Source organism: Agromyces sp. NPDC057679, from assembly GCF_042799635.1.
Classification (GTDB): Bacteria; Actinomycetota; Actinomycetes; order Actinomycetales; family Microbacteriaceae; genus Agromyces.
Map to the genome: position 1 here is coordinate 348,146 of NZ_JBHVIK010000004.1, position 15,564 is coordinate 363,709.

The window sequence follows — 15,564 nt, forward strand, 5'->3', positions numbered from 1 at the left end:
TCGTTCATGCCTGAGATCGGCTCAGCCCTCTGGATCACCAGCCAGGTGTTCGCCGGCATCGGCTACCCGATCCGGATGTTCGGGCACTGGCAGAAGTCACGCACACGAACGCTCGCCGCATCAGCGCTCGGCGCCGCATTCCAGATCCTCTCGCTGCTCTGCCTTGGGCTCTGGGCGATCGCCGCGGTCGGGCTGATCTCCGTCATCAGGAACATGGTCCACCTCGGCTCCGACCGGATGACCAGGGCGCAGCAGATCCTCACCGGCGTCACCTTCGCAGCCGTCGCCGTCGGCGTGTACGTGGCGACCGCCGGGGCACCGTCAGGGATCGCCTGGTGGTTCCCCGTGGCGTCCGTCACCATCACCGCGATCGGGCAGTCGTTCCCCGACCGGCTCGCCGTGAAAGCATCAGCGGTCGCCGGGACCGGGTTCTGGGTAGCCACCTACCTCGCCGCCGGTTCCTGGGTGGCGGCGCTCGGCGACACGGTCGGGTGCATCCTCGCTGCGGCCGCTGTGTTCCGGATCGGTCGCGACCGGTGGCGGCGCCGGCAGGCTCGCCGCGCGCACCCAGCTGCTCGCCGCGCACATACGCCGGCATGACCACTGACGTCGCCTTCCGCACCCGCCACTCGAACGGCCAGTTCGCCAACGAGATCACCCCGTCCGAGGTGTTCCTTGTCGCAGCTCCAGCATGGTCGTGGGGAGGTCAGCAGCACGGCGTCGAGGTCGTCGAGGCCCCGAGCTCCGACCGTGCGCACAACTACTACCTCACGCTCGTCGACGGCGGTTTCATCGCGGTGGCGCCGGAGGAGTTCGGACTCCTTCACCCGGAGGAGCCGTACAACGACCAGGCGACGCTCGTCGTGGCGAACGATGCGGGCAACATCACGATCGAATACGCCCAGCAGCTGGCCGAGGATGGTCTCGCCGGCGAAGCCGACCGGTTTACAGCAGCGGAGCGGGAGACCATCGAACGGGAAGTCGCGGACGCCCTCACGAGGGAGTTCGGCGGCAAGCTCGCTGCAGAGTTCTCCGGTGACCAGCCCTGGTCTGAAGTGAAGCTCGTCTGGACGGTGAACATCAACGGTGTCGGCGATGCTGCCGGGATCGTGGAGACGACCACATCGAACGTCATGGCGGAGCTCGAGACGGACGAGTACTGGCACTTCCGGGCTACAGCCACGTCGGTCGCCAGCAGCGTTCTCGCCAGTCACGGCGTGCGGAGCTGACCGCCGCCGGCATTCTCCACCTGGGTTCGCCAATCAGAGATGATGGTGGGCATGGACGACGATGACGACGAGTACTGGTACCAGTGCAACGAATGCGAAGGCACCGGGCAGGTGAACATCCCTGTCGGCAGCGACGAGTCCATCACCTCGCCCGGGACGTGCCCGAACTGCGAAGGATCAGGCGTCATCCAAGGCGACTCGGACGACGAGCTCTACGGCTTCATCCGAGTTCCGAGCTGACGCGCCTGGCCCGCTACTTCGCCTTAACGGGGGCGGTCTCCGCACTCACGAGAGTCCTGTCGACATACGCGGTCCTCACCATCGTCGCCTTCACGCTGATCTTGTGCCCAACATCGGCAGGAGTGAGGGCATAAGTAGCCGCTGTCTTCCCGGCGATCGGCTGACCATCCCGTAGCCACTGGTACTGCACCTTCGAAGGAGTCGGAGCCACCCCTGCCGGACGAGCTGCGGTCAGTCGCGCCCCGACGATCAGGTCACCCTTGATGGTCGGTAGGTTTTCGGTGACGAAGGTCGGCATCGGCTTGATCGCCGGCGTCTTCGCGCTCACCCATGTCTTCGGCTTGTATCCGGTCTTCACGCCGGTGATCGCGACCTGAAGCTGCTTCCCGAGGTCCTCCGCGGTCGGGGTGTACGAGGTGCTCGTCGCACCGACGATCGGCACCCCTTCCCGGTACCACTGGTACGTCATCTTCGTCGGCCGTGGAGTCCAGTTGCCGGGTCGAGCGTAGATCCGCCACCCGACCTGGAAGTCACCCTTCACCCCAAGGTTCGGGTCAAGCACGGCTCCGGGGATCGCTGGGTCGCTGTTCGAACCGCCGCCACTCCCGGACCCTGAACCTGACCCACCGGAACCGCTGCCGGAACCGGGAACCCAGGACCCGTTCTCCCACTTTCCGCCGCTGCCGGTCTCGGTTTCGTCCTTCCCGTTTCCGTACTGCTGACTGTCGTCCTCCCCATCGACGAGTGAGATCCACGGGAGGTCGTCGCCGACGAAGTCCCACAGGTCCGCGATCGGGATCGCGAGCTTCACAGTCCAGGACACCGGCTCGTACCCCGACTTGATCGCGGTGACCTTCACGCTGATGATCGTTCCGACATCAGCGGCGGCGAGCAGGTAGGTCTTCTTCGTTGCCCCGTCGATCGGCTGGCCATCCCTGAACCACTGGTACCCCCAAGAAGATGGCGACGGCTTCACGCCCGCGGGAACCGTGACGTTCAGCGTGTAGGACGCCTGCGCTTTCCCAGTGAGGCTCGGCCCGCCCGAGTAGATGAACTTGGAAGCCTTCACGGTTGCGTCTGCACCGCTTCCGCTCGACCAGATCCGATCCAGGTACCCGACCTTCGAGCCGGTGACAGCGACAGTGAGCACCTTCCCGATGTCTTGCACGGTGGGGGTGTATGCGTCACGAATCGCCCCTGCGATCGGCTGGCCGTCCGCGAACCACTGGTACTTGAACGTGGTCGGAGCTGGCGACCACGTGCCCGGCTTGACGGCACGGACAGGCACGCCTGCGAAAGGCGGCGCCGAAAGCTTCACCGGATCGTCGCCCGTGAAGGACGCCGCGCCGAGTGTCTCATCAGCGGCGGCCGACTCCCACGTCCGCTCTGCGACGCCGACCTTCGTCGCAGTTACTGCGACGGTGATGACGTGCCCGACATCGTCGACAGTCTGAGTGTAGGTAGCCGCTCGAGCCCCGGTGATCAGCTGACCGTCGCGAAGCCACTGGTACTTCACCGCTGCCGGCAGCGGAGACCAAGAGGTCGGCCGGGTGACCGTCAAAGTCTTCGTGATCCGTCGCTCACCTGTGACCTGAGGGAGGTCCTCACCTGCGAACTGGTCGAGACCGACGGTCTCGATGTCGGTTGCTGTTACCCAGGCACGCTCACGGTAGCCGGTCTTCGTTCCGTTGATCCGCACGTCGATCATGTGGCCGACATCGACTGCAGTCTGTCGGAAGGTCGCAGCGGTCGCCCCGACGATCAGCTGACCGTCGCGAAGCCACTGGAAGCGGATGGTGGTCGGGGTGGGCTGCCATCCGGTGTTCTGGGAGGCGGTCAGCGTCTGCCCGGTCTGACGAATCCCCTTGATCACCGGAGAGTCGTCACCGGTGAACTCTGGGGCGTCCACGGTGATGATGCTGTCGGAGCTCACCCAGGTACGCGGGTTGAATCCGTCCTTCTCGTAGGTAACCGAGACGGCCGTGTTCGTCCCGATGTCCGCCGCGGTCGGCGTGTAGGTACGCGCGGTCGCCCCGACGATCGGCTGACCGTCGCGAATCCATTGGTAGGTGATCTTCGTTGCTGCTGGCGACCAGCCTGCACCGCTGGTGGCTGTGATCAGCTGCTCGGTTGCTCGGACACCGGAAATGGTGGGCAGCGCATCGCCGGTGAACTCAGACAACCCCGCGACCGGGCCGGCAGGTGCGCTGGTCGCGACATAGGGTCGCGCGTCGGGGTGTGTTGCGGTGACTGTGACGGTGATGATCGTCCCGATGTCCGACGAGCGGATGTTGTAGCTGGTCCCGGTCGCGCCGGCTACCGCTTGCCCGTCGACGTTCCACTGGTACGTGTACCCGGTCGGGACCGGGGTGAGCCCAGCCGCCATCGTCACCTTCAGTTGCTGGCCTGCTTTGACCTCTCCACTAACCACCGGGAGGACGCCGCCGATGATCGGCGGGTAGTCCTCGATGAGGTACTCCGCGGTCTTCCATGTTCGGCTCGTGTACCCGGTCCTGTTGGCGGTCACGTCGACTGTGAGGATGTGCCCACGGTCAGCTGCTGTCGTGACGTAGCGACGATTCGTCGCGGCAGGGATCGCAACTCCATCGCGGTTCCACTGGTACGTGTACGAGTACGCGAGCGGTGTCCAATTCCCGGGGTCTGCTTGAAGAGTCTGGTTCACCGAGAGCAGTCCGGAGACCGTCGGCAGGTCATCCCCGGCGAAGAACGGAGCGGCGGCCGGGATCGTCGGAGCAGAGATCGCGGAGCGAGGCTTCAGACCGACCTTGGTTCCCGTCACCTCGACCTTGATCTCGGCGCCGACGTCAGCTGCCGAGAGCTTCAACGTTCGGAGGGTGGCTCCGGGGATCGGGATGCTGTCCCGAAGCCACTGGTAGCTGTAGGCAACCGGGGTCGGCACCCACCCCGCTGGGCTTGCGGTCAGGTTCTGACCGACCCACGGGCTTCCAGAAACTGGAACCGCTGGGTTGCCGGTGAACTCGGGGAGGTCTTCAGCGGCGGCCGGGCCGACGGAGGCTCCGACGATCGCCGCACTGACGATCATTCCGATGAAGGCGGAGATCGTCCGCTTGATGCCGGTCCGGCCCGTAGGCCTTTCTGATGCTCTGGCCATGCCCGTCAGACATGCGGCGAAAGCAATGTCCGAGCTCCGCGGGACAATTGGAAGGCACCTCGAACCGCCTTCTCCGCGCATGTTGTAGGTGAAAACCACACCGATGAAAGGCGCTGAACTTGACTGACACGACCGACCTGATCTCCCTCCGAGATGCCGCCGCGACCGCGTACTACGAGGGCGAGGCGATCATGTCCGACGCCGAGTTCGACGCGCTCACCGACGAGCTCACGGCTGCCGGCATCGAGCAGACCGTCGGCCACGGCTACGTCCCCGAGGGCAAGATCAAGCATGAGCGACGGATGCTGAGCCTGGACAAGATCCAGCTCAACCCCGGCGAGGAAGAGCAGGCCCACGAAGCGCTCACGAAGTGGGTGTACGAGACCGACGCGCTCAACTACGTCGCCGAGCTGAAGTACGACGGGCAAGCGCTCGCGCTCACCTATATCGACGGGAAGCTCACCTCCGCTGTCACTCGAGGAAACGGAACGTTCGGCGACTCGGCCGACTACGCGATCGGCCTGGCCGCCGCAGCCGGCGCGCTTCCCACCACCCTCGTCGGTGCGCCTCCGAAGCTGATCCTGAAGGCGGAGGCGATGTTCGCGATCTCGACGTTCGCGAAGTTGAACGCCGAGCTCGACGGGAAGTACTCGAACCCGCGCAACGCTGCCGCCGGCATCCTCCGCCGTCAGCACGGCATCGAGGCGGAGCACCTTTCCGTCATCATCCACGACAGCGACATCGTCGACAACAAGCGGCTCTCCCACTGGGGGTTCAAGGTCGCGTGGTACCACTTCGGCGCCCGCGTCGCCGGCAAGGTCGCTCGCAGCGCCGGTCTCGTCGCCCGCGATCTGCTCGCCGAGGTGGAGAAGGTCGACGCACTCCGAGACGAGCTGGACTTTCAGACCGACGGCGTCGTCATCAAGGTCGAAGACCGCGTCGAGCGCCGCCTGCTCGGAGAGGGTTCGAGCACCCCGAAGTGGGCGGTCGCGGTCAAGCATCCTTCCCCGGAGCACAAGGTCACCGTCACGGGCGTCGAGTGGCAGATCGGCCGCACCGGGAAGCTCACCCCGGTCATCAACTACACCGCCCCGGACGTTCCCGGGTGGACGAACACGAAGTCGACCGGCCACAACGCGGAGAAGCTGGAAGAGCTCGACCCCCGCGTCGGGGACACCCTCCTGATGAAGCGTTCCGGTGAGGTGATTCCGTACATCCTCGGCCGCGACCACACGGCGCCGCGTGGCGCCGACCCGGTCGTCCTGCCGGAGGAGTGGACTGCTGACGGGGTCATCTACCCGGTGATCCGCGACGGGGTGAACCTCATCGTCGACGGGTACCGCGACCCGGTGCAGCAGATCGTGTACGGGCTCGCGACGATCGGCGTGAAGGGTGTCGCTGAGTCCGTCGTGAAGAAGCTCATCGACGGCGGCGTCGTCCACTCGCTGCCGGACATGCTGGACGTCACCGTGCAGGACGTCGCCCAGTTCCCTGGCGAAGGTGAAGGCTCCGGCAAGGCGGTCGTCGCCGCGATCGCCGACGCTGTCCGCGGCGCCACCGCCGTCGAGTGGTTCGCGTCGCTCGGCCTCCCTCGCATGGCGAAGACCTCCGGCGGTGTCCTCGTCGACCAGTTCGGCACGCTCGAAGCGATCGCCGCCGCTCCCGAGGCGGAGCTGGAGGGCCTGTCGAAGTTCGGCCCGATCAAGACGGCTGCGTTCATCGCGAACCAGCACAAGGTCGCCGAGCTCGCGAAGGCGCTCACCGCCCGAGGGGTCATCCCTCGCGTCGCGGAGGTCACTTCGACCGAGAACCTGCTCACCGGGAAGTCGGTCGTCCTCACCGGCACGTTCCCGTCGCTGTCCCGCACCGCGGCCGCGGCGGAAGCGAAGCGTCTCGGTGCGAACGTCCAGTCCGGCGTGTCGAAGAACACTGACATCCTGATCGCCGGGGACAACGCAGGCTCGAAGCTCGCGAAGGCGAACCAGCTCGGCATCCAGGTGATGACCGGCGGGGAGTTCGAGGAGATCGTCGACCAGACCTGATCGGGGGATGGCCGACAGAAGCCCGGCGCTGACACGAACTGTGCGGCGCCGGGCTTCGCTGCTTCCAGCCGAAGCTCTGCTCTCCCCGTGGCGGCCAGAATCGCGCACTTCGCGGTCGTTTCCGCGCATGTGCGAGCCGTGAAGAACTCCACAGCCGCATACGCACCAACCCCGACGACGTTCGCACTCCCCGTCACCCTGCGCGACGAAAAGTGGCTGGTGAAACTCGACCGGCTCGACCAGTACATCGACCGAACGGGGAACGCCCTCGTCCCGCTTCAGCACAAAGAGCCCGACGGGATGGAACTCGGCAGCTGGGTGCGATACCAGCGACGGTCGTACCGCATCGACACTCTCGCCCCCGAGAAGGCCGCGACACTCGAACTGCGCGCAGGCTGGTCATGGGACCCTGACGCCGACCGATGGGCGAACGCGATCGCGCACCTTGACGCGTTCTCCGCCGAGAACGGCACCGCATGGGTGCCGACGCTTCTGGTCTGCCAGGACGGATACCGGCTCGGGCAGTGGGCGAACGACCAGCGCCGCAACTACTGGAGCGGTACGCGGAACATCAGCCCGGAGCGGATCGCCAGCCTCGAAGCACGATCCGGATGGGCATGGAACGGATGGGTCCCGACATCGATGTCGTGGAGGAAGGCGCTGGCGCGCCTCGACGAGCATGTGGCGGAGCACGGCACAGCCTGGGTGGGCAACCGATACATCCACTCGGACGGCTTCACGCTTGGCCGGTGGGCTGCGGTGCAGCGGGAGCGCCAGAGGGCGGGCCTCCTGCACCCGGTCCGGGCCGTTGAGCTCGCCTCACGGCCTGGCTGGCTGTGGACTGCCTCCCGTGACGGCAGGTGGCGCGCTGCGGTGCATCGCCTCGACCATCACCTCGCCGTCCACGGAACCGCGCGGGTGATCAGTACGCACGTCGCCCCTGACGGCTACCTGCTCGGCCAGTGGGCAGCGAGGCAGCGCCGGCTTCATCGTCTCCACCAACTCAATCCAGACCGGGTCGCGGAACTGGAAACCAAGCCGGGATGGGATTGGGTGCGGCGAGCCGCATCGCAGGCATGAAAAAGCCCGGGACGGAGTGATCCGTCCCGGGCTTTTCGGTTGCCTACTAGAGGCAGCTGGCGTACGGTGTGCCCGAGTAGCCGCCGCCGTTGACGGTCGTCACCTCCCACCGCACGTTCGAGCTCGCGGTGGTCAGACCCTTGTACCCGGGCCCGTAGAAGACCTGCGACCCACTCTTGGTGCCGGTCTGGAGGTTGCTGTTCCACAGCAGCAGCGTGTTGACCGCGTTCGTACCGGTGACCGTCGCGTTAATCTTCACGACGGTTGCTGCGCCCGGGCAGGACCTGTTGCCCGAGTAGTCCGCTGCTGCCATCGCGGGCGATGCTGCCCCGGCGACGAGTGCGACGACGAGTGCGGCGGCACCGAGTGCAGCCGAGATCCGCTTGTTCATTGTTCCCTTTCGGACGCCAGAGGCGCGAAATTAGTTGAGATGTTGCAGAGTTGTTGGTGTGCGCCCGGACCCGGGGTGCTGATCCCACCCCGGGTCCGGTTCGTGTGCCTGCTAAATGCAGGTGGTGTACGGGTACACCGTCCAGGTGCCCTGGGTGTTCGCCCACCAGTTCGCGGAGTTCAGGAGGGTCAGCGACCGCTTGTAGCCGCTGCCGTACTGGTACGGCGCCGAGACCTTCCCCGCGGTCGCCGTCTTCGCCCACTGGTGGATCGTGGGCAGGCCGGTGTTGTTCGTCACCGTCGAGTGGATCGCCACCGTCTGGCCGCCTGCGGCACCGCCAGGGCAGGTGCGAGCACCGTGCGGCGCCGTCGCGGCCATTGCCGGCGCTGCGGACCCGGCGACGAGTGCCGCAGCGAGCGCGGCGGCACCGAGTGCCGCCGAGAGCTTCCTTTTCATCCTTGGTTCCTTCCGTTGGCTCCCTGTGAGCCGATTCGGAAGTTACTGGGGTTCCGGGACCGTTTGGAAAAAGATTCTGAGATCAGATTCCGAGTCGCGCATATGGATTTCTCCGCGCATGCATGGTTTCGGATACGTTCGGAAATCGGGCGTCTCCACGAGGAAGACGCAACGCATCACCCGCCAATGCTTGCTGTGCAAGCCAACAGAAACGGTTCGATGAAGACCTCCACGAAGCTCCTCCTGCTGCTCCCCGCAGCGCTCCTGCTTGCCGGGTGCACCGCCACCGACGTCGCTCAGCCAGGCGGCACCGGAGGTGACCACGCCGGCATGGCGTTCACCCCGGCCGCTGACGACAACCGCTCCGAAGTGATGGTCGGCTGCCTCACCGAGCTCGGCTGGGAAGGCCTCGTCGTGGGGTGGGATGGCGGCGTTGACGTCTCCGACATCCCGGCGGAACAGATGGAGAAGTTCAACGAGGACAACGTGACGTGCGCTGACGCGTACCCAGTCATCCCGCTCACCGACCAGGAGATCCGCGACCTGTACGCCGCCGAGGTCGAGAACAGCGAATGCCTCGTCGCCCGCGGACACCAGATGCCGGAACCGCCGACGGAGCAGACGTTCGTCGACACGTACGGCACGCCTAAGCAGTGGTTCGCGATGATCGGCGCTGGACCCGACACGATGGACGAAGAGGTCTACAAGGAGACGTTCATCGCTTGCCCGCCGCCTGCGTGGCAGCTGTAACCACCGACCGCACGATGAGGGAGACGACGTTGAGCAAGCCTGCCCGCAACGCCCATGCAGGTGTCTGGTGGCGCCGCGCTGCTGTCGGCGCATGCCTTGTCGCGGTCGGTGCCGGGGCTGGGTGGGCTGGAAGCGTCGTCTTCCAGCCTCCACAGGATGTCCTCGCCGAGACCCCGTTCACCCTCGTCGAGCTCGTCGACGGTGAGGTCGGCTCGTCGATCAACTTGAACGCCGTCAGCAAGTGGGATGCCTCACCGGCAGGCACGAACCAGGCGTCCGGGACGGTGACCGCAGTGAAGGTCGAACCGGGCGCCGAGGTGAAGGCTGGGACGGTTCTCTACGAGGTGAACCTCCGCCCTGTGGTCGCTGCAGAAGGCGCCACCCCGGCGTTCCGTTCGCTGTCCCGGGAATCCGAAGGTGCCGACGTCCGCCAGCTTCAAGCGTTCCTCGCCGCTCTCGGGTTCTACGCGGGCGAACAGGACGGCGAGTTCGGATGGGAGACCGAGGACGCGGTTCGCGACTGGCAGGACTCCCTCGGCCTCGAGGACGACGGTGTCGTGCAGGCAGGCGACATCCTGTTCATCACGAAGCTCCCGTCGCGAGTCGCGCTCGACACCGAGAAGGTGTACCGCGGTGCTTCGCTCGACGGCGGCGAAGAGGTGCTGTCCGGCCTGAACCCGGAGCCGACGTTCACGATCCCCGTCACCGCTGAGCAGGCGGCCGCGATCGTCGCTGACACCGAGGTCGTGATCAGCACCGACACCGGCAGCTGGACCGCCCTCGTGGCCGGGCAGCGCCCGTCGACAGAGAACAACGACCAGATCGACATCATCCTCACCGGCACGGACGGCGGTTCGATCTGCGGGAAGGAGTGCGGCGAAGTCCCCGTCACCGGAGAGAACCTCTGGCCGTCGGAGATCATCACCCAGACGGTCACCGCCGGGGTGCTCGCCCCGTCCGCGTCGCTCCTGTCGAGCGCGGACGGCCGCGTCACCGTCGTCGACAGCGCCGGGAAGTCGCACGACGTGACCGTCATCGCGTCCGCTCGAGGCATGTCGATCATCGAAGGCGCGGACGCGGGCCTCAAGGTTCGAATCCCGTCGGCCACGGCAGCGAAGCAGTGACCGCACCCCGCCTCGAAGCTGCCGGCCTCACGTTCCGGTACGACGCCGCCACCCCTCTCGTCGAAGAGTGGTCAGCGTCGTTCCGTGCAGGTGAGGTGGTCGGAGTCACCGGGCCATCAGGCCGCGGGAAATCGACCTTGCTGTATCTGCTCGGGTTGATGCTGAAGCCCCGCGCTGGCGAGGTTCGACTCGACGGCGTCCCGGTGCACGGCCTCACGGACGGCGCTCGAGCGCACCTTCGCGCGCACAATTTCGGGTTCGTGTTCCAGGACGCCGCGCTCGACCAGTCCCGCACCGTGCTCGACAACGTCCTCGAGACGGTGCTGTACCGCGGCGGCGACCGGAAGGCTTCGACCGGCCGGGCGGAAGAGCTTCTCGAACAGTTCGGGGTGAGTCTCCGCGCGAACGCGAAGCCCGGACAGGTGTCCGGCGGGCAAGCGCAACGCATCGCGATGTGCCGGGCCCTCCTCGGCGACCCTCAGGTGCTGCTCGCCGACGAACCCACCGGAAACCTCGACCCGGAATCGTCCGACGTCGTCGTGAATGCACTGCACCAGCAGGCCGCCAGGGGTGCCGCGGTGATCGTCGTCACCCACGACCCGGCGCTCGTCGCCCGCTGCGACCGGAGGATCGAACTGTGACGATGACCGAAGAGGCACGCGACACCGAGGCGGCTTCGCCGGCAAAGCCGCCCGCCGCCCCGACCCGATCAAGTGTGCGCACCCGCGCGGTGCTCCGCGAAGCGATCCGGTCAGCGGCCGCCACCCCGGTCGCTTCCATCCTCACTGTCGTCATGATCGCCGGCATGTGCGCCGCTGTCCTCCTCACCTCCGGTCGGACCGTCGCCGCCGAGCAGGCCGTGATCGGGTCGATCGACTCGGCGGGAACCCGTTCGATCATCGTCCGCGCTGAGCCGGGTTCAGGGGTGACGAGCGACGTGATGGCTCGGATCTCAACGATCGACGAGATCGAATGGGCTGCAGGGTTCGGCCCCGCTGTCGACGTCCGTAACGCCGCGTTCCCCGGCGGGACGAAGGTGCCGTTCAGGCTCGCGTACGGTGACTCCTGGGCAGAGTTCGGCATCCCAGCCGATCTCCCCGGCGCCGGCGACGTCGCCTACGCCAGCGGTGAGGCGCTCACCCAGCTCGGCCTCACAGACCCGGTCGGCGGGATCAGCACCGCGAACGGCACCGGATACGCGGTTGCCGGCAGGGCGAACGTCCCGTCGCACTTGGCGTTCCTCGAGCCGATGCTGATCGCCCCGCAGGCATCCGACGCTGCTGGCGACCCTGTCGGCACGGTGGTCGTGATCGCTGAACGACCGGACCTCGTCGCACCAGTGTCCGCCGCCGTCGAAAGCGTGCTGCAGGCCGCCGACCCGTCGAAGGTCAGCGTGCAGACCAGCGAAGACCTCGCGAAGCTCCGCGCGATCATCGAAGGTCAGCTCGGATCCGCCGGCCGCGGCATCACACTCGGAGTGCTCGCGCTGACCGCAGCACTGACCGCAGCGATCCTGTACGGGTTCGTGATGATGCGCCGGAAGGACTACGGCCGCCGCCGAGCGCTCGGCGCCAGCCAGAACCTCATCATCGGGCTCCTCCTCACTCAGACCGCGTTCCTCGCCGCGCTCGGCGCCACGCTCGGCACGGGCGTCGCAGCCGGGGTGCTCCTCGCGACCGGTGACCCGCTCCCAGGAGCGGCGTTCATGGCCGGTGTCGCCGTCCTCGCCGTGCTCGTCGGAGTCGCTGCCAGCCTCATCCCCGCGTTCGTCGCGTCACGGCGGGAGCCGATCTCGGAACTCCGGGTCGCCTGAGCAATCTGGGCGTTACTTGGGAGCAAATTGGGTGTTAGTTGAGTGCCAACTGAGCGCATGAGGCCTGCTCCCGCGAGAGCCCGCGCATGTCGTCTTCGTGAAGAAGACCAAGACGGTTCCCGCGAAGCGGAAGTACGGCATGCCGCTGCACACCCACGTCCTGAACATCCACCTCGGCGCCGAGCTCGACGACACCGTCGCACCGCTCACGATCGCCGCGGACGGCAGCTTCGACCACCGCACCGGTCACGGCGCCTACGCCTGGATCAGCGAGAGAGGCCGGTACCGCACCGGTGAAGTTCGCAACGGCGACTCCGTCATCGCCGAACTCACCGCCCTCGCGGAAGCCGTCGAGTACCTCTCGGCCGCCCGAGCAGAACGAGCCGTCATCCTCACCGACTGCCGACTCGCGATCTCCGCGATCGCGCAGGTCGCCGGCGGCGCCAAAGCACCGAAGCGGAACCGCGCCGTCCGGCTCGCAACCCGCGTCATCACCGCATCCGCCGGCCGCGACGTCGAGATCCGCTGGGTCCGCGGTCACGCCGACCACCAGCTGAACAACGCCGCCGACCGTCTCGCGAACGTCGAGATGTGCGCCCGCCGCAACGCCGTCGACTACGACGGGGTCCGGAAGATCCGCCCGCAGCTGCAGCGGTACCGCGACCTCATCGCGAAGAGCCTCCACACCGACCTCGGATACGAGCTCGTCGCCTGAACGGCAGAATCGGTAGCGTCCCCGCGCATGGTGGGCTCGACAAGAACCCCGCCGACAACGGCATGACGAAGGAGACCCTCGTGGCTTCGATGAACATCTGGATGGTCTGGGCCAAGGAAGACGGCATCGACTCCGTCGCCTGGCTCGTCGGCGCCTTCGACGACGACATGACCTCGAGCAACAGGTCCGGCTGGGACGAGCTCGTTGAGAGCGCCCGCAAGTCGAACGGCCGCGACAACACCCACTTTGTCTCCACCTCGATCGACTTCGACGTCGTCACCGAGGCGTTCAACACCACGCCCGCCGACACCAGCGACGTCACCCTCGAAGGCTTCGAGGTCTGGACGATCTGGGCCAAGGAGGACGGCGGCGTCTGGATCCAGGACGCATGGGACTCCGGCAGCGCACTCGAGAACATCGAGGAGTGGGAAGCCACCCTCGCGAAAGCCGTCGACGGGTACGGCGCCGACAACGTCCGGGTCGTGAAGGTCGAACTGGACTACGACGCGCTGCTCGAGACGTTCAGCCCGCCGAAGCTCATCGCAGGCCGGGTCTCCGTCTCCATGACGTAAGGGCACCGATGATCTGACAGCCCCGGCCGCACTCCACCAGCAAACGGATGCGGCCGGGGCTGTTCACGCTTCGCGCGCCAGCTCGAGCGCACAGGGCGCTGACCCGCGCATGGTCCTCTCGAAGAATCGCCCGCACCGGGCGAACACCGACCGATGGAGACCTGGTATGGCCGAGGAAACGGCATACATGATCTGGGCGGCAACGCCGAAGGAGCAGCACCCGTTCCGGCTGATCGATGCGTGGGACAGCGCGATGATCATGGAGAACCGCTACGGCTGGGATCGAGCGCTGGGATCCGCCGCACATCGGTACGACTACGACGCCCTGAAGGTGATCCAGCTGCCGATCCCGCTCGACCAGGTGTACGAGTCCTTCCGCACCGAGATGCAGACCCCAGTGTCGTTCCCGCCCTTCAAGGACGACGAGTTCGCCGTCCGCCTCCTGTTCGCCTCCGACGAGGACGGCGTCTCGCTCTCCGCAGCGTGGGATTCCGACAACGCCCGCGACGGCGCAGCTGGGTGCCGTGTGGTGATCGAATCCCTTCGCCGCAGCTACGACATCCGTATCCTCGACATCCCCCTCAGGCGTGAAGACATCGCGACCGCGCTCCAGGTCCCGTCAATCACCGCGGCCGGCACACCGCGAGTCCAGAGCGTGGACGGCCCGCTCGAACTCTGAACCATCAACTGCTGCTTGACGGTTGACCGCCCCCGATGCGGGGAAACACCACCACTGGACGAAGAATGGATTCGATGAGCACCACCGCCACTGCCCCTGTCGTTGCCCCTGCCACCGAACCGCGTCGGGGGAAGCTGTACTCCATCATCGAGTCGCTCTTCGGCCCGTTCACCTCTCCGGTGAAGAAGAAGGTGTTCGACCTCTCCGACGCCGTGTTCAGCAACGTCGAGTCCACCCGTGAAAGCCTCGGGGTGCCGCTCGAAGACCCGGAGTTCTGCGCGTCGCTCGAGGATCTGTTCGGCCGAGAGTTCGTCGTCCGGTATCAGGAGTGGTCCTACGACATGCGAGTCGAGCGGGCGATCATCTGAATCCGCGGAACTCCGCGCATGAGCGTGCCGTGAAGAAGACCTACCCACTCCTCGCCGCCGCTCTCACTGTCCTCGCGCTCACCGGATGCGTGAGCGCCGCCACCGGCGCCACCCGACCCGAGCCGACCCCGGCATCCACCGTCGACGCGACGAGCCCTGCCCCGGCCACGACCGCTGCGCCCACACCTTCCGCGACCGAGAATGCCGCGGCCAGCAGCGTCGTCGACCTCCTCAACACCCTCCCGGTGAAGGGTCGCGCCCCGAAGACCGGGTACTCCCGCGACCAGTTCGGGAACGGGTGGAAGGACCCCGACCGGAACGGCTGCGACGCGAGGAACGACATCCTCGCCCGCGACATGGCCGACGAAATCACCTCTGGCCCGTGCAAGGTGCTCTCCGGCACGATCCACGACCCGTACACCGGGAAGACGATCGGCTTCGTCCGCGGGAACGACACCTCCATGGCGGTGCAGATCGACCACCGCGTCGCCCTGTCGAACGCATGGCAGACCGGCGCGCAGCAGCTGACCGCCGAGCAGCGTGTCGAGCTGGCGAACGACCCGATGAACCTCATCGCCGTCGACGGTCCCACGAACGGGCAGAAGTCCGACGGTGACGCCGCCACCTGGCTGCCGCCGCAGCGCGGGTACCGGTGCGAGTACGTCGCCGCGCAGGTGCAGGTGAAGGCGAAGTACCGCCTCTGGGTCACCCAGCCTGAGAAGGACGCGATGCTTCGCATCCTCGCCGACTGCAGCCCGGCCACCGTGGACCCGGGAACCCCGGTGCCAGTGGAAACGCAGCCGCCCGCTGTCGTCGAGCAGCCCGCGACTGAGCAAGGCGCAGTGTTCTACGCGAACTGCGACGCCGTCCGAGCGGCTGGCGCCGCGCCGATTCGCACCGGCGACCCGGGATACACCCGGAAGCTCGACCGTGACGGTGACGGCGTCGCCTGCGAGTAGGTGAGCTTCAGAA

At 66.7% G+C, this 15,564-nt stretch carries 17 protein-coding genes; 14 read left to right on the forward strand and 3 right to left on the reverse strand.

Annotated elements, in window-relative coordinates; translation table 11 throughout:
• The first annotated feature begins 6 nt into the window (after positions 1-6).
• Genes ACFVAJ_RS18550 through ACFVAJ_RS18560 form a run of 3 tightly spaced genes read left to right on the forward strand, consistent with a single transcriptional unit; the run spans position 7 to position 1,469 of the window.
• Complete coding sequence (locus ACFVAJ_RS18550; RefSeq protein ID WP_376946802.1) at positions 7-600, forward strand: YgjV family protein; 594 nt, start codon at positions 7-9, stop codon at positions 598-600.
• Positions 597-1,229 (forward strand): hypothetical protein, encoded by a 633-nt coding sequence (locus tag ACFVAJ_RS18555; protein WP_376946804.1) that lies wholly within the window; start codon positions 597-599, stop codon positions 1,227-1,229. Before ACFVAJ_RS18550 ends, ACFVAJ_RS18555 begins: the two co-directional genes overlap by 4 nt.
• Positions 1,230-1,280: 51 nt before the next feature.
• Complete coding sequence (locus ACFVAJ_RS18560) at positions 1,281-1,469, forward strand: hypothetical protein (RefSeq protein WP_376946806.1); 189 nt, start codon at positions 1,281-1,283, stop codon at positions 1,467-1,469.
• Between the two features lie 13 nt (positions 1,470-1,482).
• On the opposite strand, the gene ACFVAJ_RS18565 is transcribed toward ACFVAJ_RS18560, so the two are convergent.
• Complete coding sequence (locus tag ACFVAJ_RS18565) at positions 1,483-4,602, reverse strand: hypothetical protein (protein ID WP_376946808.1); 3,120 nt, start codon at positions 4,600-4,602, stop codon at positions 1,483-1,485.
• Positions 4,603-4,721: 119 nt separating this feature from the next.
• Between ACFVAJ_RS18565 and ACFVAJ_RS18570 the strand changes: the two genes are divergently transcribed.
• Positions 4,722-6,644 carry a BRCT domain-containing protein gene (locus ACFVAJ_RS18570; protein WP_376946810.1) on the forward strand — a complete coding sequence of 641 codons (1,923 nt, stop codon included), beginning with the start codon at positions 4,722-4,724 and terminating at the stop codon, positions 6,642-6,644.
• Positions 6,645-6,731: 87 nt separating this feature from the next.
• On the forward strand, positions 6,732-7,724 hold the full coding sequence (locus ACFVAJ_RS18575) for a helicase associated domain-containing protein (RefSeq protein WP_376946812.1): 993 nt from the start codon (positions 6,732-6,734) through the stop codon (positions 7,722-7,724).
• A gap of 46 nt (positions 7,725-7,770) precedes the next feature.
• Here ACFVAJ_RS18575 and ACFVAJ_RS18580 read toward each other — a convergent pair whose 3' ends face one another.
• A complete protein-coding gene (locus ACFVAJ_RS18580; protein WP_376946814.1) occupies positions 7,771-8,115 on the reverse strand; it encodes a hypothetical protein in 345 nt (114 codons plus the stop codon).
• A gap of 111 nt (positions 8,116-8,226) precedes the next feature.
• A complete protein-coding gene (locus ACFVAJ_RS18585) occupies positions 8,227-8,571 on the reverse strand; it encodes a hypothetical protein (protein WP_376946816.1) in 345 nt (114 codons plus the stop codon).
• 219 nt (positions 8,572-8,790) lie between these two features.
• On the opposite strand from ACFVAJ_RS18585, the gene ACFVAJ_RS18590 reads away from it, so the two are divergent.
• From ACFVAJ_RS18590 to ACFVAJ_RS18630, 9 genes are all read left to right on the forward strand, one after another.
• Complete coding sequence (locus ACFVAJ_RS18590) at positions 8,791-9,321, forward strand: hypothetical protein (protein WP_376946818.1); 531 nt, start codon at positions 8,791-8,793, stop codon at positions 9,319-9,321.
• Between the two features lie 29 nt (positions 9,322-9,350).
• Positions 9,351-10,445, forward strand: a complete 1,095-nt coding sequence (locus ACFVAJ_RS18595; protein ID WP_376946820.1) for a peptidoglycan-binding protein — start codon at positions 9,351-9,353, stop codon at positions 10,443-10,445.
• The gene (locus ACFVAJ_RS18600) at positions 10,442-11,086 is read left to right on the forward strand and encodes an ABC transporter ATP-binding protein (protein ID WP_376946822.1); all 645 of its coding nucleotides are present in this window, start codon (positions 10,442-10,444) and stop codon (positions 11,084-11,086) included. The genes ACFVAJ_RS18595 and ACFVAJ_RS18600 overlap by 4 nt, the downstream gene beginning before the upstream one ends.
• Positions 11,087-11,088: 2 nt before the next feature.
• On the forward strand, positions 11,089-12,258 hold the full coding sequence (locus ACFVAJ_RS18605; RefSeq protein ID WP_376947069.1) for an ABC transporter permease: 1,170 nt from the start codon (positions 11,089-11,091) through the stop codon (positions 12,256-12,258).
• Between the two features lie 97 nt (positions 12,259-12,355).
• On the forward strand, positions 12,356-12,973 hold the full coding sequence (locus tag ACFVAJ_RS18610) for a ribonuclease HI (protein ID WP_376946824.1): 618 nt from the start codon (positions 12,356-12,358) through the stop codon (positions 12,971-12,973).
• 80 nt (positions 12,974-13,053) lie between these two features.
• On the forward strand, positions 13,054-13,545 hold the full coding sequence (locus ACFVAJ_RS18615) for a hypothetical protein (RefSeq protein ID WP_376946826.1): 492 nt from the start codon (positions 13,054-13,056) through the stop codon (positions 13,543-13,545).
• Between the two features lie 187 nt (positions 13,546-13,732).
• On the forward strand, positions 13,733-14,224 hold the full coding sequence (locus ACFVAJ_RS18620; protein ID WP_376946828.1) for a hypothetical protein: 492 nt from the start codon (positions 13,733-13,735) through the stop codon (positions 14,222-14,224).
• 74 nt (positions 14,225-14,298) lie between these two features.
• A complete protein-coding gene (locus ACFVAJ_RS18625) occupies positions 14,299-14,592 on the forward strand; it encodes a hypothetical protein (protein WP_376946830.1) in 294 nt (97 codons plus the stop codon).
• Between the two features lie 29 nt (positions 14,593-14,621).
• On the forward strand, positions 14,622-15,551 hold the full coding sequence (locus tag ACFVAJ_RS18630) for a DUF1524 domain-containing protein (protein WP_376946832.1): 930 nt from the start codon (positions 14,622-14,624) through the stop codon (positions 15,549-15,551).
• Positions 15,552-15,564 lie beyond the last annotated feature (13 nt).